General features: G+C 44.4%; 19 protein-coding genes. 17 read left to right on the forward strand and 2 right to left on the reverse strand.

All coding sequences use genetic code 11. From position 1 onward, the window contains the following. Positions 1-149 precede the first annotated feature (149 nt). Entirely contained in the window at positions 150-1,190 is a 1,041-nt protein-coding gene (locus tag H70737_RS07765; protein ID WP_042186126.1) for an acyltransferase family protein, read from the reverse strand. A gap of 186 nt (positions 1,191-1,376) precedes the next feature. Here H70737_RS07765 and H70737_RS07770 point away from each other — a divergent pair, with 186 nt between their 5' ends. The 5 genes from H70737_RS07770 (at position 1,377) to H70737_RS07790 (ending at position 5,832) form a co-directional block, all read left to right on the forward strand. Further along, entirely contained in the window at positions 1,377-2,120 is a 744-nt protein-coding gene (locus H70737_RS07770) for an alpha/beta hydrolase (protein WP_042186128.1), read from the forward strand. 32 nt (positions 2,121-2,152) lie between these two features. After that, positions 2,153-2,917 (forward strand): HAD family hydrolase, encoded by a 765-nt coding sequence (locus H70737_RS07775; RefSeq protein ID WP_042186130.1) that lies wholly within the window; start codon positions 2,153-2,155, stop codon positions 2,915-2,917. A gap of 34 nt (positions 2,918-2,951) precedes the next feature. Beyond that, positions 2,952-3,692 (forward strand): NAD-dependent protein deacylase, encoded by a 741-nt coding sequence (locus H70737_RS07780; RefSeq protein ID WP_042186132.1) that lies wholly within the window; start codon positions 2,952-2,954, stop codon positions 3,690-3,692. Positions 3,693-3,796: 104 nt separating this feature from the next. Next, positions 3,797-4,804 (forward strand): L-glyceraldehyde 3-phosphate reductase, encoded by a 1,008-nt coding sequence (gene mgrA / locus H70737_RS07785; protein WP_042186134.1) that lies wholly within the window; start codon positions 3,797-3,799, stop codon positions 4,802-4,804. Positions 4,805-4,833: 29 nt separating this feature from the next. After that, positions 4,834-5,832, forward strand: a complete 999-nt coding sequence (locus H70737_RS07790; protein WP_042186136.1) for an aminoglycoside phosphotransferase family protein — start codon at positions 4,834-4,836, stop codon at positions 5,830-5,832. Positions 5,833-5,918: 86 nt separating this feature from the next. On the opposite strand, the gene H70737_RS07795 is transcribed toward H70737_RS07790, so the two are convergent. Next, positions 5,919-6,785 (reverse strand): AraC family transcriptional regulator, encoded by an 867-nt coding sequence (locus tag H70737_RS07795; protein WP_042186139.1) that lies wholly within the window; start codon positions 6,783-6,785, stop codon positions 5,919-5,921. A 218-nt stretch (positions 6,786-7,003) separates the two neighbouring features. Between H70737_RS07795 and H70737_RS07800 the strand changes: the two genes are divergently transcribed. From H70737_RS07800 to ptsP, 12 genes are all read left to right on the forward strand, one after another. Beyond that, complete coding sequence (locus tag H70737_RS07800) at positions 7,004-8,179, forward strand: galactokinase (RefSeq protein WP_042186141.1); 1,176 nt, start codon at positions 7,004-7,006, stop codon at positions 8,177-8,179. Between the two features lie 4 nt (positions 8,180-8,183). Next, positions 8,184-9,170 carry a UDP-glucose 4-epimerase GalE gene (gene galE, locus H70737_RS07805; protein WP_042186143.1) on the forward strand — a complete coding sequence of 329 codons (987 nt, stop codon included), beginning with the start codon at positions 8,184-8,186 and terminating at the stop codon, positions 9,168-9,170. Positions 9,171-9,225: 55 nt separating this feature from the next. Further along, positions 9,226-10,806 (forward strand): UDP-glucose--hexose-1-phosphate uridylyltransferase, encoded by a 1,581-nt coding sequence (locus tag H70737_RS07810; protein ID WP_042186144.1) that lies wholly within the window; start codon positions 9,226-9,228, stop codon positions 10,804-10,806. Positions 10,807-11,029: 223 nt separating this feature from the next. Further along, a complete protein-coding gene (locus tag H70737_RS07815; RefSeq protein WP_042186146.1) occupies positions 11,030-12,193 on the forward strand; it encodes an iron-containing alcohol dehydrogenase in 1,164 nt (387 codons plus the stop codon). A gap of 290 nt (positions 12,194-12,483) precedes the next feature. After that, entirely contained in the window at positions 12,484-13,020 is a 537-nt protein-coding gene (locus H70737_RS07820; RefSeq protein WP_042186148.1) for an NfeD family membrane protein, read from the forward strand. Further along, entirely contained in the window at positions 13,020-14,594 is a 1,575-nt protein-coding gene (locus H70737_RS07825) for a flotillin lipid rafts scaffold protein FloT (RefSeq protein ID WP_052404202.1), read from the forward strand. The genes H70737_RS07820 and H70737_RS07825 overlap by 1 nt, the downstream gene beginning before the upstream one ends. A 111-nt stretch (positions 14,595-14,705) precedes the next feature. After that, entirely contained in the window at positions 14,706-15,413 is a 708-nt protein-coding gene (locus H70737_RS07830; protein WP_042186150.1) for an ABC transporter ATP-binding protein, read from the forward strand. Beyond that, positions 15,406-17,019, forward strand: a complete 1,614-nt coding sequence (locus tag H70737_RS07835) for a hypothetical protein (RefSeq protein ID WP_042186152.1) — start codon at positions 15,406-15,408, stop codon at positions 17,017-17,019. The genes H70737_RS07830 and H70737_RS07835 overlap by 8 nt, the downstream gene beginning before the upstream one ends. Before the next feature lie 128 nt (positions 17,020-17,147). Continuing rightward, on the forward strand, positions 17,148-18,023 hold the full coding sequence (glcT, locus tag H70737_RS07840) for a glucose PTS transporter transcription antiterminator GlcT (RefSeq protein ID WP_042186154.1): 876 nt from the start codon (positions 17,148-17,150) through the stop codon (positions 18,021-18,023). Between the two features lie 279 nt (positions 18,024-18,302). After that, positions 18,303-20,366 (forward strand): glucose-specific PTS transporter subunit IIBC, encoded by a 2,064-nt coding sequence (gene ptsG / locus H70737_RS07845; protein ID WP_042186156.1) that lies wholly within the window; start codon positions 18,303-18,305, stop codon positions 20,364-20,366. Positions 20,367-20,466: 100 nt separating this feature from the next. Beyond that, positions 20,467-20,742: an HPr family phosphocarrier protein gene (locus H70737_RS07850; protein ID WP_042131974.1), complete on the forward strand. Its 276-nt coding sequence runs from the start codon at positions 20,467-20,469 to the stop codon at positions 20,740-20,742. After that, positions 20,735-22,447, forward strand: a complete 1,713-nt coding sequence (ptsP, locus tag H70737_RS07855) for a phosphoenolpyruvate--protein phosphotransferase (protein WP_042186158.1) — start codon at positions 20,735-20,737, stop codon at positions 22,445-22,447. The genes H70737_RS07850 and ptsP overlap by 8 nt, the downstream gene beginning before the upstream one ends. Positions 22,448-22,795 lie beyond the last annotated feature (348 nt).

Here is a 22,795-nt window from a genome sequence, read left to right on the forward strand (position 1 = left end):
GTTTCCCGCCTTTAATGAACGGAGAAGTCATTGTTATTAGTGAGTCTATCACAAAGAGCACGTTTTTTCTACCGGACAATGTGAAGTTTCTCATGAGGAGACCGGCCTTAAATAGTATAAAAAAACCTATCCGCAAGGGGATAGGCCACTTATAATGAGCGCCTTAAGGCAACACGCTGCAGGGTGATCATCCAACCAACGGGGGGCTCAACAATAGGATGCATCAGCCTTTTTACACTTGGTTGGGCTAAGAGAATGGTCAGTAAGATTGCAGAAAGCACCAATAACATGGCACCTAAAGAATGGTTGATATAAGCGTACAGGCCAGAAACAGCGGCAAAACGAACGATAAATCCGTGAAGTAGAAAAACATATAACGTACGGGAGCCCCAGTCAGTCAGCCGGCTAAGCGAATAAGGAATCCACCCCATAAACGCTAGTGCAGCAGTGATTTGTAGCCCGTAAACGCCCAGACGATAAATTCCTGCGTACCATTCTTGAAGCCCAAGCTGCATGTAGGTCATACTTCCGTAAAGCCAGCCTATCGGCAACTCTGATCCCCAAGATGCAAACAGAAGGAATAGAAGGATGGAGACTGCGGCAGCGGTAATTCTAATCCATTTTTGAAAAAAACGAGAAAAGGATTGGAACGAAAAATGATAACCTAATACGAAGAATGGCAGGTATACAAAAGTGCGGCTAATGCTGAACCATACGCCATCAAGCTGTAGGTACCCAACGGTAATTCCAGCGGCGACAGCAAAAATGAATTGAGTGGCAGGCGACCATTTACGCATCCCGATCATCAGTATACGCCAGAAGGCATGACTTGCCAGGAACCATAAGAGCAAATAGGGGGCGAAAAAGGAATGATGGATACCCTGCACCTGATATATGGTGGCGTCCAGCACAGAGTAGAGGCTTTGAAAAATAATATACTGCAATCCGATTTGCATGATAATGCGACGGCCTTGTGTACCTGTAAGGTGTTTATTGGCAAAAAAGCCTGTAACGAGCACGAAGAGCGGCATATGAAAGCTGAAGATCCACATATATAAGCTATGCAAGCTGCTCATTGAGCCTATCAATGGTTCTATGGCGTTTCCAACGATTACAGTAACAATGAGAACAAAACGTAAATTTAGAAAAAAGGTCTTTCCAGGCGTGTCTAGCGAGTTTTCCCCTACCATGACTTCCCCCCAAAGATGCTTGATGCTTTAATTTTAAAATACAAGATTTTCTTCAATTGAATTGTGAATTAACTCACTATTGAAAGCGTTATCATTAGTGCCAAATGTGGCGATGTGTTGAAGGTTGTTAGAACAGTGGGTTTCTACTATAATTTTCTTATATGCAGTAACATCCGGGAGTGGAGCATGTTGAAGAAAAGAATAACTAAGCGTCGTATTGGTTTAATTGTACTAATCATTCTTGTTGTAGCCGGATTGCTGATTTGGAAATATTTAACTCCGTATGCACCGGCTGAAGAAGCCGAAACTGCACTGATTTCAAGTGGTGGAGTTACAGTTGAACAAAATGAAAACTGGATTTCGTTCGAACCCTCCATTACTAAGGGGGCCTCGATCATATTTTACCCTGGAGCTCTGGTGAAACCAGAAGCTTACTCCCCACTGGCGAAGGGCATTGCTGCTGCGGGGCATCCGTTCTACATCGCTAAAATGCCGCTTAATTTAGCAGTAACAAAGGGCGATGCTGCAGAAGAGATTATTCGTGTGCATCCAAAGCAATCTTTTGTTCTAGGTGGGCATTCGCTTGGGGGTGTCATGGCGTCACGTTATGCGATTGAGCATGCGGACCAGCTGGAAGGTGTGTTTTTCCTGGCTTCTTATCCAGATGAAAAAGGTAGTCTGCGTGAGACTGCTTTGTCAGTATTGTCGGTAGTGGGTACAGAGGATCAGGTTATTGACAGAGACAGCTACAACAAAGGACGTTCCTATTTGCCAGATAATACGGTTTATAGTTCAATCGTCGGTGGAAATCACGCTCAGTTTGGAAGCTATGGACCACAAAAAGGAGACGGGAAAGCAACCATTTCCGAAGAAGAACAGCAAAATGACACTGTGCGCGCCATGCTGGATTGGCTTGGGAATATCAGGTAGTCTTCGGTCTTTCCAACAAAGGGAGGACACTTATGCCAGAATTACAGATTAACGATGAATGCATACCCTGTTCAGGAATATTGTTCGACAAAGATGGCACGTTATTGGATCTATTAGCCACTTGGGGGAATTGGGCCGAGCTTGTACTGTGTGGAATGGAAAATCAGCTTGCGATTATGGGAACTGATTTTATCGTGGATCGGAGTAAAGTGCTAGGTACCCAGCATGATGCTGCAGGAAAGTTGATTGGTTATGATCCAGCAGGGCCGCTCACCATGGCTACAGAAGAAGAAAGTTATGGTGTGCTTGCATGGCAGCTGTATACTGCGGGTGTTCCTTGGAATGAAGCGTTGACCCGTGTAAAGAGTATAGCTAAGGACGCTATGTATGAATTACGCAAACGCCGCACGGTACAACCTCTAGAAGGGCTTCTTCCTTTTCTGGAACAGTGCGCGGCTGCATCACTCAAGCTAGGGGTGGTTACCTCAGATGGCGCAAAGACCACTCAGGAGCATCTGGATTGGCTTGGTATTGCTCATTATTTTCATTCGGTAGTTACAAGAGACAGAGTATTAAACGGAAAACCCGCACCTGAAATGGCTGAATTAGCCTGCCGGGAGCTGGGGCTGTCTCCTGAAGTGACGATTATTATTGGTGACAGCAATGCAGATATGCAATTGGGTAAAGGTGCAGGCTTACGCCTCGCCGTTGGAATCTCCAGCATGGGTGATGGAAATCACTTGATTGACGCAGATGTGATTATTTCTAGCTATAATGAGCTAAGGATCACCTACTGATCAGCATATTAATGGAAAGGATGTGCTACAACATATGGATCAATTGCAGACACTTGCTTCTTGGATTAAAGACTGTGACAACATCGTTTTTTTCGGAGGGGCAGGTACGTCAACAGAGAGTGGGATCCCGGATTTCCGCTCGGCAGCAGGATTATACCAGACTCAGCACAATTCACCTTATCCGCCTGAAGTGATGCTGAGCCGAACTTTTTTTATGTCCTCACCGGACATTTTTTTTGATTTTTACCGCAGTAAAATGATTCATCCCGATGCTCGTCCGAATGGCGCACATCTGCTGCTTGCAGAGCTAGAACGGCAGGGCAAGCTTAAAGCAGTGATTACGCAAAATATTGATGGCCTACATCAGCTGGCGGGTAGCCAAAAGGTACTTGAGCTGCATGGTTCCATTCATCGTAACTATTGCATGGACTGCTCACGTTATTACGGGCTGGAGCAGCTCCTAAGTACCACTGAGATCGTCCCTCGCTGCCCCGAATGTGGTGGTATTATTAAGCCGGATGTTGTGCTATATGAAGAAGAATTGGACCATTCGGTGCTGGTGAGTTCTGTCGAAGCGATAGCAGCTGCAGATATGCTTATGATTGGTGGAACCTCTCTTACGGTCCAGCCTGCAGCTAGTCTAGTTACTTATTTCCGGGGCAAACGTACGGTGCTGCTGAATGGCGACCCGACACCTTTTGATGATCAAGCTGATCTTCTGGTTACAGATCGGATTGGGAAAGTACTCGGCAGTGTAAAGGATCTGCTTGGTTAGAAGGGATAATCTCATCGCTTGCCGGTTGCCAGATTATTATTGCGCTTAGTAGTTTAAAGATAGGTAGTACAGAAACAGCGCGTAATGAGAGGCAGGGATAAGCAATGGTATATGTAGCAAATGAAGCACGATATGAAGACATGCGTTATAACCGTTGCGGGAACTCAGGTCTTAAGCTTCCGGCAATCTCATTAGGACTTTGGCAGAATTTTGGTGGAATTGATACTTACGAGAATGGCAGAGAAATGATCACTCGTGCTTTTGATCTTGGAATTACTCATTTTGATCTAGCCAACAACTATGGACCACCAGCGGGTTCAGCAGAAGAGCTCTTTGGGAAAGTGCTTGCAAGTGATATGGCTCCATATCGAGATGAAGTGGTGATTTCTACAAAAGCAGGGTACAACATGTGGCCCGGTCCTTATGGCGAATGGGGTTCGCGTAAATATATGCTGGCTAGTCTGGATCAGAGTCTGAAGCGGCTGGGTATAGATTATGTTGATATCTATTATTCGCATCGGCCGGACCCGGAAACACCTCTTGAAGAAACCATGCAGGCGCTCGACCATGCTGTGCGTTCCGGCAAAGCTCTGTATATAGGATTATCTAACTATACCGCGGAGCAGACGCTCGAAGCGGTTAGAATCTTGAACAGCCTAGGAACGCCGCTCTTAATTCATCAGCCGAGTTATTCTATGCTCGATCGCTGGATTGAGGGGAGTTTACAGGGTGTGCTGGAACAGAGCGGAGTTGGCAGTATCGCTTTTACACCTCTGGCTCAAGGATTGTTAACCAATAAGTATTTAAATGGAATCCCAGAAGGATCAAGAGCGGCCAAACCCTCTGCTGCGTTAAATGAAAGCCGAATTACACCGGATGTGAAGCGCAAGATCCACGCGTTAAATCAGCTTGCTGTTTCAAGAGGCCAGAGTTTGGCGCAGCTTGCACTAGCTTGGACACTACGTGATGGGAAGATTACTTCTGCATTGATAGGGGCTAGCAGAATTAGTCAGATTGAAGAGAATATAGCTGCACTTCAGCATTTGGAGTTCTCGCAGGCAGAATTGGATCGCATTGAGACTATTCTTCAAACGGAGAATGGAACTGGATGAAGACGTAGGTGAAGGGATGAGCTGCATCGATGGAGTTGCTTCAAGATGAGAACAAGGTGAAAGAGTGGGCCGAAGCCAACTCGGAATCTATAGGCTTAAATAGGTCGAAGATTGAGGCTAAGTATATTTGGAATCCTGGAGGGTTTGTAAACCAATCTTATCGCATAACGGATGGTCAAACCTTTCGTCATTTAAAACTCTCACAAGAGCAAAAAGCAGTGGGACTTAAACAGTGGGTTAAGATCAGTGAACATTTGACTTATAATTACAAGGCACCACGGTTGATTAGGGAGATTACACAAGAAATAACATCTGGTTATTCTTATGGTTTAGTGTTTGATTTTATCGAAGGTAAACCATTAAGCTCCATTTCCGATCCACTGCCAGTGGTTGAAAAGGTTCTGAGGTCCCTTCATCAATTACATGCAGATAAAGGAATTAGGATGGCAGTTGTAAGTGAGGATGAGGACTACAATTATGCCGCCGCATTTACTGACGAATACATCAACCGATTTGAAGAAGATCTGCAAATTATTAGAGCGGAAAAGCATTTGCTGGACTTCGTAACGGCGGACACTTTAGATTGGTTCGATACAGAAGTGGAAGCTTTGAGAATTATGGTTAGTCAGCACCCTTCTTTTCAGAGAAAGGCGTCCGACATCGTACACAATGATGTGAATTGGCAGAATATCTTAGTCAATGATAATAATGAATTTTGGATTATTGATTGGGATGACCTTACGGTTTTTGGAGACGCTGCAATGGATTATTCCGTACTACTTTGGCCGCTCTATAAATCAAAAGATTGGACTTACTGTAGGGATCTAGTTATTGATTTAGCAGGCCTTGCAATATTGGAACGGATTGAGTTTTATTTTAGAGCGAAGCTCCTTGATGATGTGATTGATGTTCTTGCTGACTATGTTGAAGCGGAGCAAGTGCCAGAACTGAAGGAAATGGCTCAGAAAAGGGCAAAAGAGATACATCTTCGTGCTTACCCTGAATATCTGAGTCTATATGCAACATAACCGAAGCTAACTGAATGATCAGCTTAATAAAGGGATTCACATATTGGACTTGCCTAATATGTGAATCCCTTTTTCAAAGGCTTCCCTTACTGATTTGTCTTTTTTACATGTCTAGTCGTTGTGAGACGGTAAGCGGTGGGTGACTGAGCACAAAACCGTTTGAATTGGCGTGAGAAGTATAAAGCATCGGTGAGCCCCACGGATGCTGCTACCTGTTCCACGGACAGCTCGGGTCGTTCACGCAGCAGCTGTCTGGACTTTTCAATGCGCAGCTTCAGCAAGTAGGTCACCGGAGATAGTCCGGTCTCTTGCTTAAATACACGGGATAGATAGGCTCGGTTATAGCCAAGAGTATCACACATTTGTTCAATGGATACTGGATGAGCATATTGGGAGGCCATGTAGTGGATCATTTGCTTCACAGTACGCTTAACCTGCGATTCAGCTCCAGGAAGACGGGAGAAGGAAGAGAGTAAATCTGCGGCTTCACCTACAATGAGATAAAGATACCCTAGAGAAGTTAGGTGTGCACTTTCTTTGTTTGCTTTGAAGGCTTGCATGATACTGGAAAGGGCACCTGGGATGACGCTATCACCCGTTGTAGTCACCACAGGTTTTTGAGGTGTAAAGCCTGTCTGCAGCACGAGGCTATCAGCCTCACTCCCAGTAAAAGCTGCCCAGCGATAGCACCAGGGCTGATCTTTATCCGAAACATAACTGACCAGCTGTCCTGGATGAATAAGGAAGCAGTCACCTTTTCCCAGTGCATATTGATGATGTTCAGTACGGAAAACACCTGAGCCAGACTCTATAAAGTGAAGTAAATAATAATCGTAAATCTTAGGGCCAGCTTGATGCATAGGAATCGTCTGACTTTGACCAGCAAACAGTACATGGAGATTTTGTTTATCGTAATATACGGGATTAGATCCTACGGAATAAGTATGCTCCATTTGAGACAGCCTTTCTTGTGTTATTGTCATTTTATGGCTTATAGTTTAGGGTGTATCAATTATTTGTGTAATTATTATATTATGGGAAGTCACATTTATCCATACATTACACACATGATTGCATTATCAGAGGATGACTGATTCTATTATAATGAATACATAAAGAACGCTTTACTTATTCCCACTGGCTGAAGCAGCGAAAGGATGGAGTGGCATTAATGAGCACACAGGAACTTAAAAAGAAATTCATCGAAAAGTACGGGGTAAGCGAGCAAGAAGCTCAAGTATTTTATGCACCAGGCCGTGTTAATCTCATTGGAGAGCACTTGGATTATAACGGTGGATACGTGCTGCCGGCAGCTTTGGAATTCGGAACAACATTGATTGTCCGTCCACGTAGTGACAGCAAAGTGAATTTTGCATCTACTAATTTTCCTTATGAAGCATCTATTGATTATAGTGAAATTGGCAAGGCCAAAACTGGAGAATGGATCGACTATCCGGTTGGAGTAATGGTTGAATTGGAGAAGAAAAACACTCCAGTATCTAAAGGTTACGATCTGCTGTTCCATGGTGATATTCCGAATGGCGCAGGCTTGTCCTCATCGGCTTCTCTTGAAGTCGTGACTGCTTATGCTTTCCTAACTCTCGAAGGCGGCGACACGGATACCGTTGAGATTGCACTCTTGTCTCAGCGTGCTGAGAACCAGTACGTAGGTGTAAACTCCGGAATTATGGATCAGTTCGCAGTTGCTAATGGCAAACGAGATCATGCAATCCTGTTAATGTGTGATACGCTTGAATATAATCTGGTACCTTTCATCACAGGTGCTTACAAACTGGTTATCGGCAACACGAACAAACGCAGAGGACTTGTAGATTCCAAGTACAATGAGCGTCGTCAGCAGTGTGATGAGGCCTTGTCTATTTTGCAAAAAGAAGTTCCTTCACTAGCTTATCTGGCACAGCTCAATCATGAACAATTCGAAGCACATCAAGATAAAATCACAGATGAAATTGTTAGACGCCGCGCTCGCCATGTTGTGGAAGAGAATCAACGTGTACTAGAATCCGTTGAGGTCTTAAAGAACAATGATCTGAAGCAGTTTGGACAGTTTATGAATGACTCACATACTTCCTTGCGTGATTTGTATGAAGTTAGCTGTGAAGAGCTAGATATTATGGTTGAAGAAGCACAGCGTATTCCCGGTACACTGGGTTCCCGTATGACTGGTGCAGGTTTCGGTGGCTGTACTGTATCCTTGGTACATGAAGATGATGTAGAACGTTTCATTCGTGAAGTAGGCGAGGCATATACCACAAGATCTGGTTTGGTTGGTGAGTTCTACGTTTGCGGCATCGGTAATGGTGTCCAAGAATTGAAGGGAGTGTAATCAAATGGCAATTTTAGTAACAGGTGGAGCGGGGTATATTGGATCTCATACTGTAGCAGAGCTGTTGGATCGCGGCGAAGAAGTGGTTGTCATCGACAATCTGCTAACAGGGCATCGTGAGGCGCTACTGGGTGGCAAGCTGTACGAAGGCGATCTGCGTGATAAGGAGCTGCTTGGCAAGCTGTTCGCCGAGAATGAGATTGATGCGGTTATCCATTTTGCAGCAAGCTCTTTGGTTGGTGAAAGCATGAAGGACCCAGTGAAATATTATGACAACAACGTATACGGTACACAATGCCTTTTGGAAGCTATGCAAAAAGCTGGCGTGAACAAAATCGTATTCTCGTCTACAGCTGCAACCTACGGCGAACCGGAAAAGGTGCCGATTGAAGAAACAGACCGTACCGAGCCAGCAAACGTATATGGCGAAACTAAGCTGACTATGGAACGCATGATGGCTTGGTTTGATAAAGTGCTGGGTATCAAATATGTAGCGCTTCGTTATTTTAATGCTGCAGGTGCACATGCTAGTGGCAAAATCGGTGAAGACCATCGTCCGGAAAGTCATTTGGTTCCGCTGGTATTGCAAACCGCTTTGAAGCAACGGGAGAGCATCGCCGTATTCGGAGACGACTATCCTACAGAAGACGGTACTTGTGTGCGCGACTACATTCATGTTAGCGATCTGGCTGACGCCCATGTTCGCGCAGTAACTTATCTGCGTAGCGGAAGCAGCAGTAATATTTTTAACTTGGGAAATGGACTTGGCTTCTCGGTAAAACAGGTTATTGAAACTGCGAAGAAAGTTACAGGACTAGAAATCCCTGTAGTTATTCAAGAACGCCGTGCTGGAGATCCGGCAGTATTGGTAGCTTCCTCCGATAAAGCGCGCTCTATCCTTGGATGGAACCCTCAGCATGCTGACTTAGAGAATATCATTCAAAGCGCCTGGAACTGGCATTCTGCCAATCCGCAGGGGTACGGAGAATAAGGGGCTTTAGCATAGCTTAACTAGAGCATGAGACCCTACTTAAGGAGAATTGAAAATGCACAACGAGAATAAGGTTACGCCTGCTGGCCAGAAAGCCTTACATGCGATTGAGCAGCTAGTTTTGTTCGCACTACGTGAGCAGCTCATTGCTCCATCAGATGAAGACTATAGCCGTAATGTGCTGCTAGATCAGTTCGGATTTAGCGAGCCGTTCGTTGGCGAGATCGATCAAAGTCCACTTACAGGTCCACAGATTCCACTGGATGCACTGATTGATTATGGTTTTGAAATCGGATTGATTCCAGAGAATAGCGACACTTACCGTGACTTGCTGGATGCCAAGATTATGGGACTCCTAATGGCCCGTCCATCAGACGTCAATGCGGAGTTCAATCGTTTAGCTGCTGAAAAAGGTATCTCTGCGGCTACAGATCGCTTTTATAAATTAAGCATAGATTCCAACTATATCCGGATGGACCGGATTTCCAAGAATGTCTACTGGCTGCAAGATTCGCCTTACGGTGACATCGAGATGACCATCAATTTGTCCAAGCCTGAGAAGAGTCCAAAGGAAATTGCTATGGCGCGCTTGCTCCCGCCGCCGGTCTATCCAAAATGTCTGCTGTGCCGCGAGAATGTTGGGTATGCTGGTCGGGTTAATCATCCGCCGCGCCAGAACCTGCGTGTCATTCCACTTCAGCTGAATAATGAGAAATGGCTCTTTCAGTATTCGCCATATGTTTACTACAACGAGCACTGTATTGTATTCCATCATGATCATGTGCCAATGAAGCTTACCAAGGATACCTTGAAGCGGCTACTTAGCTTCGTGGAATCTTTCCCGCACTATTTTATTGGCTCGAATGCTGACTTACCGATTGTTGGCGGATCGATTCTGACACATGACCACTTTCAAGGTGGACGTCACACCTTCCCTATTCAGAAAGCGCCTAAGGAAGATACGTTCACGCATGCATCTTATCCGGGTGTCAGCATTAATATCGTAAAATGGCCTATGTCCGTATTACGTTTGAATGGTGAAGATCGAGCGGTATTGCTGGAATGTGGCAATGCACTTTATGAAGCTTGGAAGGCGTATAGTGATCCTGAAGCAGAAGTGTTGGCGTTCAGCGAAGTTGATGGTGAAGTGCAGCCTCATAATACCGTTACTCCAATCGTTCGTCGGGTAGAAGATGGCAGCTTCGAGATGGATCTCGTGCTGCGTAACAACCGGACTAACGAGCAATATCCTGAAGGGATTTTCCATCCCCATCGGGAGATGCACCATATCAAGAAAGAAAATATCGGCTTGATTGAGGTCATGGGACTCGCAATTCTGCCAGGTCGTCTGAAGGAAGAGCTTGATTCTATTGCGAGCATCCTTGCAGGAGATCAAGCACTATTAGAAGCGGTGAAGAATGACCCTAGTCATCCACTTGCGCAGCACGCTGCTTGGGTTCAGGAGCTTGTAGAGCGTTTCGGAACGGCATTACAGCATGAAGAAGCCGTCAAGATTGTGCAGAACGAAGTCGGCATCAAGTTTACACATATTCTTGAACACGCGGGTGTCTATAAACGGACTCCGGAAGGGCAAGCTGCTTTCCGTCGTTTCGTGAAGAGCTTCGGCGCGATCTAAAGTTTGGAAAGGGGATGTCCTTAAGCCTGTAGGCTTAAGGACATCTTTTTTTAGGTTATATATTTGGGGTCCCTGAAAAGTATCTGAGTTTGCATCGAAGCAAAGCACCACTTTGTGGAAATATTTATGTGGCTTGAAGCTAATCCATTTGAATGCGGCAATTCAGAGGTTTATAATACGAGTGAGCAAAACATTCTGAAATAACTAATGGAGGTTTACACATATGCGTAATTTTGATTTTTATAATCCTACCAAGTTGATTTTTGGACAGGGTACGCTGGAAGCGTTGAAGACTGAGGTTCCTAAGTACGGCAAGAATGTATTGTTGATGTACGGTGGCGGTAGTATCAAGCGTAGCGGTCTGTTCGATAAGGTCATGGCTGAGCTTAGCGCAATAGATGCTGTGGTTACTGAACTCTCAGGCGTAGAGCCGAATCCACGCCTTTCCACCGTACATAAAGGTGTAGAGCTGTGTCACGAGCATAATATCGACCTCATCCTCGCTGTAGGTGGCGGTAGCGTGTTGGACTGCGCTAAAGCAGTTGCTGTTGGGGCGAAATATGATGGTGACATGTGGGACTTTGTTGAACGTAAGGCAGCTGCTCAAGACGCTCTCCCACTCGGTACAGTGCTGACGATGGCAGCTACAGGATCAGAAATGAATAGCGGCTCTGTAATCACCAACGAAGTGACCAAGGAAAAAATGGGCTGGGGCAGTATTCATGCATTCCCTGCATTTTCGATTCTTGACCCAGAGAATACCTTCACTCTGCCACGTGATCAGACGGTCTACGGCATGGTAGATATCATGTCTCATGTTCTGGAGCACTATTTCCATACTGATGGCAACACACCGGTACAAGACGGCTTCTGTGAGACTTTGCTACGTACGGTGATCGAAACCGCACCGAAGCTTATTGAAGATTTGAATAATTACGAACTGCGTGAGACGATCATGTATTGCGGCACAATGGCGCTTAACGGTATGGTTAGCATGGGTTTTGCAGGAGATTGGGCGACTCACAACATCGAGCACGCAGTATCAGCTGTATACGATATTCCACACGGTGGAGGCCTGGCCATTCTGTTCCCACAATGGATGAAATATAATATCGATACTGATCCTGCCCGTTTCCGCAAGCTTGCTGTAAACGTGTTTGGAGTTGATCCTGCGGGCAAGAACGATAAGGAAATAGGGCTGGAAGGAATTGAAGCGCTGCGTAGCTTCTGGGATTCCATTGGTGCACCGAAGACACTCGCTGATTATGATATTGATGACAGCGAGATCGGCAGTATGGCTGATAAGGCGGTTCGTTTCGGACCGTTTGGTAATTTCCGCAAGCTTGACCGTGAGGATGTAGTTGAAATTTATAAAATGGCTTTGTAAGTAAATTCTTCTACGAAAGAGACCCTTCGTCTTTAGTCTAGAAGATGTTATAGAACGTCAAAGAAGTGATTCTTCCATAATGGATGAATCGCTTCTTTGCGTTTATGCTCTACTGTGGATTTCTCCTCAACATCGTCCCTGATCTCCGCTGCTGCTGACCGCATTTTTCGTGCGTTTATCCTCAGAATGGAACTTTTATGGGTAAATATCCAAAGTTTGTGAAACCAATGACCTACTTTATTCGTTTAAAGTAATATGACAGTCCTGAATGAAGACAGGAGGAAGTAAATATGCAAACGCTGTATTTAGGCTGCTTGGCGCTAGGCGTCATATTTGCCATAGTCAGCGTCCTGGTGGGTGATGTGATCGGAGATGCTTTGCATGGAGTCTTTGATTTCGTATCCGTAGATTTTCTGAATCCCACCGTACTGGCAGGAGGAATAACCGTGTTCGGCGGAGCGGGCATTCTTCTAACCCGGTACAGTGCTCTGGAAGCTGGGGCGATCATTGCTTTATCTTTGTTAGCCGCCGCTTTTTTGGGAGTACTTATGTATCTAGGGGTGGTTAAGCCCATGGAAAAAAGCGAAATGTCCAATGGTTTCTCTATGAGTGATCTGCCTGGCAAGATCGGGGAAATCACAATTCCTGTTCCCGCCACGGGTTATGGTGAGATTATGGTAAAGTTTGGCGCCGGCAATAGCCTGCATACGGCAGCAAGCTTTGATCATGAGCTGCTTCCGGCAGGGATTAAAGTTGTTGTAGTGGAGGTTAGAGAAGGCGTTGCATTGGTGTCAGAATTCGAAAAGAGAAGAGGAGTGGATCTTTAATGTTCGGTATTCCTGAGTATTTGTTAGTCCCTGCTGTTGTCGTTGCTGTTTTGTTTGTGCTAGGTATCGCATTCTGGGCACGTTACAAAACTGTTGGACCAGATGAAGGGATGATCGTAACGGGGTCGTTCTTGGGGAAAAATCATATTTCAGACGATGGATCTGGTCGTAAAATAAAGATAGTACGTGGGGGCGGGGCATTTATCCTCCCTATCTTTCAGAAGGCTGAATTTATGTCGCTTCTTTCTCATAAACTCGATGTAACGACCCCGGAAGTATACACCGAACAAGGGGTTCCGGTTATTGCTGACGGTGTAGCGATTATTAAAGTGGGTAGCTCGACTGAAGATGTGGCGACAGCCGCTGAGCAATTTATGGGCAAACCGATTGAAGCGCTGAAGAGCGAAGCACAAGAAGTTCTTGAGGGTCATCTGCGGGCCATTCTCGGTTCGATGACCGTTGAGGAAGTATATCGTAACCGTGACCGTTTTGCGCAAGAGGTTCAAGGCGTGGCGGCACGTGATCTTAAGAAAATGGGTCTGCAAATTGTTTCCTTTACTATCAAGGATGTCCGAGACAAACATGGATATCTTGACGCATTAGGTAAACCGCGGATAGCTGCAGTGAAGCGGGATGCAGAGATCGCTGAAGCAGAAGCAGTGCGGGATGCGAGAATTCAAAAGGCAAACGCTGAAGAGCAAGGGCAAAAAGCAGAACTGCTGCGGGATACGAATATCGCCGAAGCCTCCAAGGAAAACCAGCTTAAGGTGGCTGCGTTTAAACGGGATCAGGATACAGCGAAAGCAGAAGCCGACCAGGCTTATCATATTCAAGAGGCACGTGCAAAGCAGACCGTTGTTGAAGAACAGATGAAGGTTGAGCTAGTACGTAAGGAACGTGAAATCGATTTGCAAGCCAAAGAAATTCAAGTTCGCGAGAAGCAGTACGACGCAGAAGTGAAGAAAAAAGCGGAAGCGGATCGTTACGCAGTAGAGCAAGCGGCGGAAGCTGATAAGGCGAAGAGAATGCGTGAGGCAGATGCCTTGCAATATAGTATTGAAACGCAAGCTAAAGCGACAGCTGAGCAGAAGCGTCTTGAAGGTCAAGCGATGGCGGATGCAGAGCTGGCTAAAGGTACAGCGGATGCTGAGGTTATCCGGTTGCGCGGTCTAGCGGAAGCAGAAGCCAAAGAAAAGCTGGCGGAAGCTTTCCAGAAATTCGGCGAAGCAGCCGTGCTCGATATTATCGTCAAAATGCTGCCTGATTTGGCTGGCCAAATCGCGAAGCCGCTGGCATCCATTGATAAGCTTACGGTTGTAGATACCGGTAATGGTGAAGGTGCGGCACGTGTCAGCAACTATGTAACCCAGTTGATGTCTACGGCTCCTGAGATGCTGAAGAGCGTCTCTGGAATTGACGTAGAGGCCCTGATCAAAGGGCTGACGACTAGATCCTCAGGGTCAACTGGAAGCAAGGCTGTTCCGGTCACACCAGTGACCTCCATACAACCTCCAGCAGCATCGGGGGGAGCGAGCAAAGCTTCAACTTCTGTGGCTGAGCAACCTGAAGACTAGTTAAAGCAATAACTACTATAGAATGATTTAACTTAAGGTAAGCTCGGTGATTGCTACCGGGCTTACTCTATGTTTTGGGTCTTAGCTATAGAATAGGAGAGGTGCGCGAGCGTGCAACTAACTTTAGATCATATCCATAAAAGCTTCGATGGTAAACAGGTGATTAAAGATGCAGACTTCATCTTTGAAAGAGGGAAGATCTACGGGCTGCTTGGACGGAATGGAGCAGGTAAAACTACACTTTTCAATTGTTTGAGTGGTGAGATCCAAATGGATAGCGGAGCTGCCTTTATTGGTGAGAAGGATAGTGCCCGTCCGCTTCGTGACGAGGACATCGGATATGTATTTTCCCTACCCATTTTGCCTGAGTTTCTGACAGGTTATGAGTTCGTAAAGTTTTATATGGACATCAACCGTGAGAAGATCGACACGAATAAAAGCATTGAAGATTATTTTTCAATTATTAAGTTTGAGGAAGAAGATCGGCACCGACTGATTAAGGGTTATTCCCACGGGATGAAGAATAAAATTCAAATGCTCTGCTTTATCATTACTCGCCCGCCTTTGATTTTATTAGATGAGCCTTTAACTTCTTTTGACGTGGTTGTGGCTCTTGAGATCAAGAAATTGCTGCGTGAGATGAAGCAGGATCACATCATTATTTTTTCTACGCATATTTTGCAATTAGCCGCCGATTTATGTGACGAGTTGGTTATTCTAAATCATGGAACCCTCCAAGAAATTCCGCGTGAAACTCTGCAAAGTCCAGAATTTGAGGAGCAAATCATAGCTTTACTTCAGGATGGCAACAATGATTAGTACACTTCGCAGCATTCAGAGGATTAGAGGTTCGTCCGGAGCCAATCGGCTGATTTACTATTTCAAAAAGCTGCCTGTTCTTGGCAAACTTTTAAAAGGGGATATTTACTCTAACATTGCACTAAAACAAGTCTTCGCTGGGATAGTACTTGCATTGAAGGTAGTGTGGGGGTTTTTAGGCAAGTTCGCCTATTTGGGAATTGTGATCTATTTGCCAATCGTCCTTACACACAAAGAATTGCCGCACGCCGAACAATATGCATTGTTCTTACATATTTTTATAGTTCTGAGCTTTATAGTGGCTGCGGTTTCGAATGTATTTATATTAGAGCCCAAACGGGATAAATATATATGTGTGAAGCTGATGAGAATTCCGGCGAAACAGTATATGCATGCTACGCTATTGATTAAAGGTTTAACGTTCTTTATTTATTATGTACCAGCATTAACCGTCTTTGCAGGAATTTTTGGAGCTCCACTTTGGCATGGCGTATGGCTTACACTTCTGTTAACGGCCTGGAGAATAGTCACCGAGGCGCTGAATCTTTGGTTTTTTGACAAAAAAGAAATTGTGTTAGTTAAAAAGATGAGCTGGGTATGGTCCGTGATTGGACTAGGTGGCTTACTTGCCTATGTGCCCCTTTATCTAGGGTACGCTTTTGTAAATGATGCGACAGGATTTAGTGTCCCCGTGAGTCTTGTGATCGTTGTACTTGGAGGAATTGCGGCTGTGTATATTGGGAAATATCCTAACTATCGCAGTGCTGTAGATGTCGTTACCAAGATAGATGATCCATTGCTGGATATGAACCGGATGATGAAAGAAGCAAGGGTGGCAGATGTTCAGACTAAGGAGAAGGACTTTTCGTCGGAAGAACTTATGGGGAAAGCTTTTCAAGGAAAGACAGGTTACGCCTACCTGAATGCTATTTTTTTCTCCAGGCATAAACGCTTGTTGATTCAACCCATACAGAGGCGTTTAACGATCATTTGTGTGCTCTTTATAGTGGCTGTCCTAATGATGCTTATTTCGCCGGAGACTTCGTCCAAGTTTACAGCATATCTGCTCGGTGGACTTCCCTTTTTTGTATTTATAATGAACTATACCTCTATAGGTGAGCGCGTATGCAAAGCGATGTTTTACAATTGTGATTTAAGCTTGTTGCGCTATGGATTCTATCGTGAACAAACTGCGATTCTGGACAATTTTAAGATTCGTCTTATTAAATTGAGTGGCCTTAATCTTATTCCTGCTGTCGCCATATGTTTAGCATGTACTCTGCTGTTTCTGCTCTCTGGCGCAGATTGGGGTTTGATGGATGCAGTGATCTTTTGGGTAACGATTCTTTGTCTTTCCTTGTTCTTCTCAGTGCACCATTTGTTCATGTATTATATCTTTCAACCGTACAGCACGGAGCTAAATATGAAAAATCCGTTCTTTTTTATCGTCAACAGCATTGTATTGGGACTAAGCGTCGCTTGTATCGGATTTCCAAAAGCATCGTCACTATTTACGCTAGTTGTTCTTGCGGGAACGATTGCTTATATGGTTATTGCCGTGACGTTGGTATACAAGTTCTCCAGCCGAACCTTCCGGGTAAAATAGAACGCGAGTGTTCTTCTAATATCGGAATGTTGATGATATGATGGTAGCGAGAGTTTTTTAATCGTACCGTTTCATGTTGCGTTTGCTGCTTGGAAGTCAGGTGTTTAGAAATAAAAGAGGTGTCAAAAATGAGTAGCATAACTGTAGCAAAGGTGTTAAATAACAACGTTATCATTGCGGACCATCCCCAATATTCCGAGGTTGTAGTGATTGGCAAAGGAATAGGGTTTAACCGAAAATTGCATGATCGGATTGATCTATCCTCCGTGGAGAAGATGTTTATTCTTCGCAGCCAGGAAGAGCAGGAACAATATAAACAGCTTCTTCCCCAAGTGGATGAAAAGCTGATTGAGATTGTACATGGAATTTTGTTATATATTATGCATAGCAGTAGTCAACCACTTAATGAGCATGTTCATATTGCACTCACTGATCATATCTCATTTGCTATACGGCGTTATGAACAAGATATCCCAATTCACAATCCGTTTCTGTATGAGACTAAGGAAATTTATCCTGAAGAGTATAAGATGGCAGAGTATGCGATTGAGCGGATTAATGAAGGCATGGGCGTGGAACTGCCTGTAGATGAGGTGGGTTTTGTTGCACTTCATATCGTTAGCGCGCTGAGTAATAGACAAATTTCCGAGGTCAGACAGCATTCTCTTTTGATTGGTGATTTGATCGGAATTGTAGAGAATAATCTCGAATATCGAATTCCACGTGATTCACTTGATTATTCGCGGTTGGTGACTCATCTACGATTTGTTCTAGAAAGACTACGCCGTGGAGAATCAGTGCGGGAGACTTCTACACTGGATGGTCTTATGAAACGAGAGTATCCCGAAATGTATACCTTGGCTTGGCAATTAACTAAGGTGATTGAGAACCGAGTGCGAATTCCTGTGTATCCAGCAGAGGTCAGTTATTTGACAGTTCATTTGCAACGTCTTGCCCAGAAGAAAGAGGATGAAGTGGATATGGAGACGAAGCGAGAAATATAAGGATAATGTATAAAGTGAAACTTATACTTTCTTTTATTTTAAAAAAAGCTTGTCACTACAAAAAAACGGTGCTACAATATCGGTGTCCTAATTAAAACAGAATACCAAGCGTGTAACTGATTCGATCAGGCATGAGTGATTTACAGTATTTTGGTTGCTAGTCCCCATCTTGGGGTAATCTAACCTTACCGTTAGATAACAACCTTTATACTGTGTTGCTCATGCCTTTTTTGGCATCTGTTTTACTGAAAATGTGAATAATGAAAGGAAGTGACCATGATGTTCAAAAAGCTTTTCGGCGTTTTACAAAGAGTCGGTAAAGCGCTGATGCTCCCAGTAGCCATACTGCCAGCAGCCGGTCTGCTCCTTGGAATAGGAAACATGCTGGTAAACCCCGATTTTCTACAATACGTTCCGGCACTTGAGAACGATGTAGTTCAGGCAATTGCGAACGTATTGATGAACTCAGGGCAAATTGTATTTGATAATTTATCCTTACTATTTGCCGTGGGTGTTGCCATCGGTTTATCCGGTGGTGAGGGTGTTGCTGGTCTAGCCGCTATTATTGGTTTCCTCGTAATGAATGTTACGATGGGTACTGTAATTGGCGTCAATGATTATGTCCTGAGCCAAGGCGACTTTTCCTATGCTAGCGTCTTAGGAATTCCAACACTGCAAACGGGGGTATTTGGAGGTATACTCGTCGGTATATTGGCATCGTCCATGTACAAACGATTCTTTAAAATCGAACTTCCATCCTACCTGGGTTTCTTCGCAGGTAAACGTTTCGTTCCGATCATGACTGCGGTAACGTCTTTGATTCTTGGTTTGGCATTGACATTAGTTTGGCCGCCAATTCAACACGGTCTGAATTATGTATCACAAAGTATGATTGATACGAATAAAACGCTCGCAGCGTTTATCTTCGGAACAATCGAACGCTCGCTTATTCCTTTTGGTCTGCATCACATCTTCTATTCTCCGTTCTGGTATGAATTTGGTACCTACGTAGATAAAGCTGGGGAATTGGTTCGTGGTGACCAACGGATCTTCATGCAGCAGCTTCGTGATGGCGTAGAATTCACAGCAGGAACATTTACAACAGGTAAGTATCCTTTCATGATGTTCGGTCTTCCAGCAGCTGCTTTGGCCATTTATCATGAAGCTAAACCTCATAATAAAAAACTTGTCGGAGGTTTGATGCTTTCCGCAGCATTGACTTCATTCCTGACAGGGATTACAGAGCCGCTTGAATTCTCATTCTTGTTCGTAGCTCCATTGCTGTTCGCAGTACATGCTGTTTTTGCAGGTTTGTCCTTTATGACCATGCATATTCTTAATGTCAAGATTGGTATGACCTTCTCTGGAGGTTTTATTGATTACGTGCTCTTTGGTATTATCCCGAACCGTACGGCTTGGTGGCTCGTAATTCCAGTAGGTCTTGCCCTTGCCGTAATTTACTACTTCGGATTCCGCTTTGTTATTCGGAAGTTCAATCTGATGACACCGGGTCGTGAAGAGGATACGGGTGAGGTTGAAGATACGAACACAGAAGCCGTTTCTAAAACGGGTGATGATTTACCACGAAACATCTTGTCTGCGTTGGGTGGTAAAGAGAACATCGCTCATCTGGATGCTTGTATTACCCGCCTTCGTGTGGAGGTTAAAGATAAATCAGGTGTGGATAAGACTCGTCTGAAGAAGTTAGGTGCATCAGGTGTGCTTGAGGTGGGTAATAACATTCAAGCGATCTTCGGCACACGTTCCGATACCATTAAATCTCAGATTCAAGATGTAATTAGCGGGAAGACACCTGCGCCAACGCCGGTAGCGGCTACGCCACAGCCTGAAGAAGAACAGCAGGCAGGTGAAGCTGGTGAAGCGATTATCAAAGAAGATATCGTCTCTCCGGTAAATGGTGAACTAGTGGATATCACTGAGGTTCCCGATGCAGTATTCTCCCAAAAAATGACGGGTGATGGTTTTGCTTTCTTATCCGATGATGGAAAGATTGCTTCACCGGTCTACGGTAAAGTGTTTAATGTGTTCCCGAGCAAGCATGCGATCGGCATTATGTCCGATGGAGGTAAGGAAGTGCTCGTTCATATAGGGGTTAATACAGTTAAGCTTAAAGGTCAAGGCTTTACAGTTCTAGTCGAAGAGGGCGACCTTGTAGCTGCTGGACAGCCGATCATGGAAGTGGATTTAGAATATGTAAAAGCAAATGCACCATCAGTAATGTCTCCTGTTATTTTCTCCAATTTACCAGAAGGCTCTTCCGTAACCTTGAAGAAGCCAGGTAAGGTATCCATTGGCGATAAGGATATTATTACCATTCAGTAAAAGTGCAAGGGTGGACGCTTCCTTTAAACATTAAAGGGAGCGAAGCCTTCACTATAAATTTAAAAATATTCTATTAAAAGAAAGCGAGTTGGATAATATTATGCAAACAACATTCAGAATTATCGATGAAGATGGAATTCACGCACGTCCGGCAACTGCCTTGGTAAATACAGCGACGAAATTCAAAGGTACAGAAGCTTATGCAGAAGCAAAAGGCAAAAAAGTTACATTGAAATCTATCCTTGGCGTATTGTCATTGGGTCTAGAAGCTGGAGACACTTTGTCTCTGATTACTGAAGGTAGCGAAGAAGCTGAAGCTCTGAGCGCACTTTCTGATGTAATGATTAAAGAAGGGCTAGGGGAAATCCATGAATAAAATTTCAGGAATCGCGGCTTCAGCAGGGATTGCAGTAGCCCGTGCTTTTATCCTGAAACATCCGGATTATACAATTACAAAAACTAGTATCAGTGATCCTGAAGCAGAAGTCGCCAAGTTGAATGACGCACTTGCTAAATCAAGTGCTGAACTGCAGACCATTAAAGAGCGTACTTTAGCAGAACTAGGAGAGAAGAAAGCAGAGATTTTTGCATCTCATCTGCTGATTCTTGAGGACCCTGAGCTGATTAATCCCGTAATTGATAAAATTCGTCAGGAATCGGTTAATGCGGACTATGCACTAAACGAAGTAGCTACACAATTCATTGAAATGTTCGAAAACATGAAGAGTGCTTACTTACAAGAACGTGCAGCTGACATGCGTGATGTGACCAAACGCCTGCTGAACCACTTGCTGGGTATTCATTATGTTAGTCCTGCAGAAATAAATGAAGAGGTTATTGTTATCGCTGAGGATTTAACACCTTCTGACACAGCACAGCTAAATCGCAAGTATGTTAAAGGCTTCACAACAAACATTGGTGGACGTACGTCCCACTCCGCGATTATGGCACGTTCTTTGGAAATTCCAGCGGTAGTTGGAACTAAGAATGTCATGACAGAAGTGAATTCTGGGGATCTAGTGATTGTCGATGGTCTGAACGGTGACGTTCTTATTAATCCTAGTGAAGCAGAAGTGGCGGAGTACGTTCGCAAGCAGGAAGCTTACGACTTGCAAATTGCAGAGTGGAAGAAACTTCGTGATAAACCAACGATTTCTTCAGACGGTAAGCACGTGGAGCTGGCGGCTAATATCGGTACACCAAACGATGTCAATGGTGTAATTGAGAATGGTGGCGAAGGTGTAGGCTTGTATCGTACTGAGTTTCTATACATGGGCCGCGATAAGCTGCCTTCTGAGGAAATTCAATATAACGCCTATCGTACTGTGCTTGAGAATATGAAAGGCAAACCGGTAGTCGTACGTACACTTGATATCGGTGGCGACAAAGAACTTCCATATCTGGATCTTCCAAAGGAAATGAATCCTTTCTTAGGATTCCGTGCGATTCGTCTTTGTCTGGATCGTCAGGATATTTTCCGTACACAACTGCGTGCTTTACTGAGAGCAAGTGTTCATGGGGATCTTCGCATTATGTTCCCTATGATCGCAACACTTGGTGAATTCCGTGCAGCTCGTGATCTTCTGCTTGAAGAGAAAGCGAAGCTTCGTGAAGAAGGAAAGGAAGTATCTGACAACATTCAGCTCGGCATTATGGTTGAGATTCCTTCCACTGCTGTACTGGCTGACCAGTTCGCAAAGGAAGTTGATTTCTTCAGTATTGGTACGAATGACCTTATTCAATATACAATGGCTGCTGACCGTATGAATGAACGGGTGTCTTACCTGTATCAGCCATACAATCCGGCCATCCTGCGTCTGGTCAAGAATGTAATTGATGCAGCGCATGCAGAAGGTAAATGGACAGGAATGTGCGGTGAGATGGCTGGGGACGCAACAGCGATTCCACTCTTACTAGGTCTTGGTCTTGATGAATTCAGTATGAGTGCAACGTCAATTCTGCCAGCACGTAGTCAAATTTCTAAATTGTCGGCTGCCGACATGAAGGAACTGGCTGCAAAAGCATTGCAACTTGGCACTGCTGAAGAAGTAGCTGCACTTGTTCAAAGCATCACTAACTAACTATTTCCATATGCATTACTCCGTTAAAACGTTTTATAACGTTCCAACTACTATTACCGACTTCCGATGTTTGGAGGTCGGTTTTTTTGTGTTTATATCGATAATTTTATTTCTTACGTTGGCTTAAGTTCATACGTGAGCGTTATACTCAATTTAGAATAATTAAATTCACTTTTTATTTGCTTTATTGCACAGATGTCTATGCCGATAGTAATAGTGATGAGTATAAAGTCGGTAAGGAACCCAAACCTGTAAATATGTCTTACATATAATAGTATGAATCTATAGAAAGTTTATACTCCTTTACCGACTTGCAGAGCTGTGCAAGTATTAATATGATCTAAATTG

This window comes from Paenibacillus sp. FSL H7-0737 (genome assembly GCF_000758545.1).
In the GTDB taxonomy this organism is placed as follows: domain Bacteria; phylum Bacillota; class Bacilli; order Paenibacillales; family Paenibacillaceae; genus Paenibacillus_AQ.

Bases quoted from the DNA above. Each gene is read 5' to 3' on its own strand.
- H70737_RS07765 (WP_042186126.1), bottom strand. From the start codon at position 1,190: ATGGTAGGGGAAAACTCGCTAGACACGCCTGGAAAGACCTTTTTTCTA.
- H70737_RS07770 (WP_042186128.1), top strand. From the start codon at position 1,377: ATGTTGAAGAAAAGAATAACTAAGCGTCGTATTGGTTTAATTGTACTA.
- H70737_RS07775 (WP_042186130.1), top strand. From the start codon at position 2,153: ATGCCAGAATTACAGATTAACGATGAATGCATACCCTGTTCAGGAATA.
- H70737_RS07780 (WP_042186132.1), top strand. From the start codon at position 2,952: ATGGATCAATTGCAGACACTTGCTTCTTGGATTAAAGACTGTGACAAC.
- mgrA (WP_042186134.1), top strand. From the start codon at position 3,797: ATGGTATATGTAGCAAATGAAGCACGATATGAAGACATGCGTTATAAC.
- H70737_RS07790 (WP_042186136.1), top strand. From the start codon at position 4,834: ATGGAGTTGCTTCAAGATGAGAACAAGGTGAAAGAGTGGGCCGAAGCC.
- H70737_RS07795 (WP_042186139.1), bottom strand. From the start codon at position 6,785: ATGGAGCATACTTATTCCGTAGGATCTAATCCCGTATATTACGATAAA.
- H70737_RS07800 (WP_042186141.1), top strand. From the start codon at position 7,004: ATGAGCACACAGGAACTTAAAAAGAAATTCATCGAAAAGTACGGGGTA.
- galE (WP_042186143.1), top strand. From the start codon at position 8,184: ATGGCAATTTTAGTAACAGGTGGAGCGGGGTATATTGGATCTCATACT.
- H70737_RS07810 (WP_042186144.1), top strand. From the start codon at position 9,226: ATGCACAACGAGAATAAGGTTACGCCTGCTGGCCAGAAAGCCTTACAT.
- H70737_RS07815 (WP_042186146.1), top strand. From the start codon at position 11,030: ATGCGTAATTTTGATTTTTATAATCCTACCAAGTTGATTTTTGGACAG.
- H70737_RS07820 (WP_042186148.1), top strand. From the start codon at position 12,484: ATGCAAACGCTGTATTTAGGCTGCTTGGCGCTAGGCGTCATATTTGCC.
- H70737_RS07825 (WP_052404202.1), top strand. From the start codon at position 13,020: ATGTTCGGTATTCCTGAGTATTTGTTAGTCCCTGCTGTTGTCGTTGCT.
- H70737_RS07835 (WP_042186152.1), top strand. From the start codon at position 15,406: ATGATTAGTACACTTCGCAGCATTCAGAGGATTAGAGGTTCGTCCGGA.
- glcT (WP_042186154.1), top strand. From the start codon at position 17,148: ATGAGTAGCATAACTGTAGCAAAGGTGTTAAATAACAACGTTATCATT.
- ptsG (WP_042186156.1), top strand. From the start codon at position 18,303: ATGTTCAAAAAGCTTTTCGGCGTTTTACAAAGAGTCGGTAAAGCGCTG.
- H70737_RS07850 (WP_042131974.1), top strand. From the start codon at position 20,467: ATGCAAACAACATTCAGAATTATCGATGAAGATGGAATTCACGCACGT.
- ptsP (WP_042186158.1), top strand. From the start codon at position 20,735: ATGAATAAAATTTCAGGAATCGCGGCTTCAGCAGGGATTGCAGTAGCC.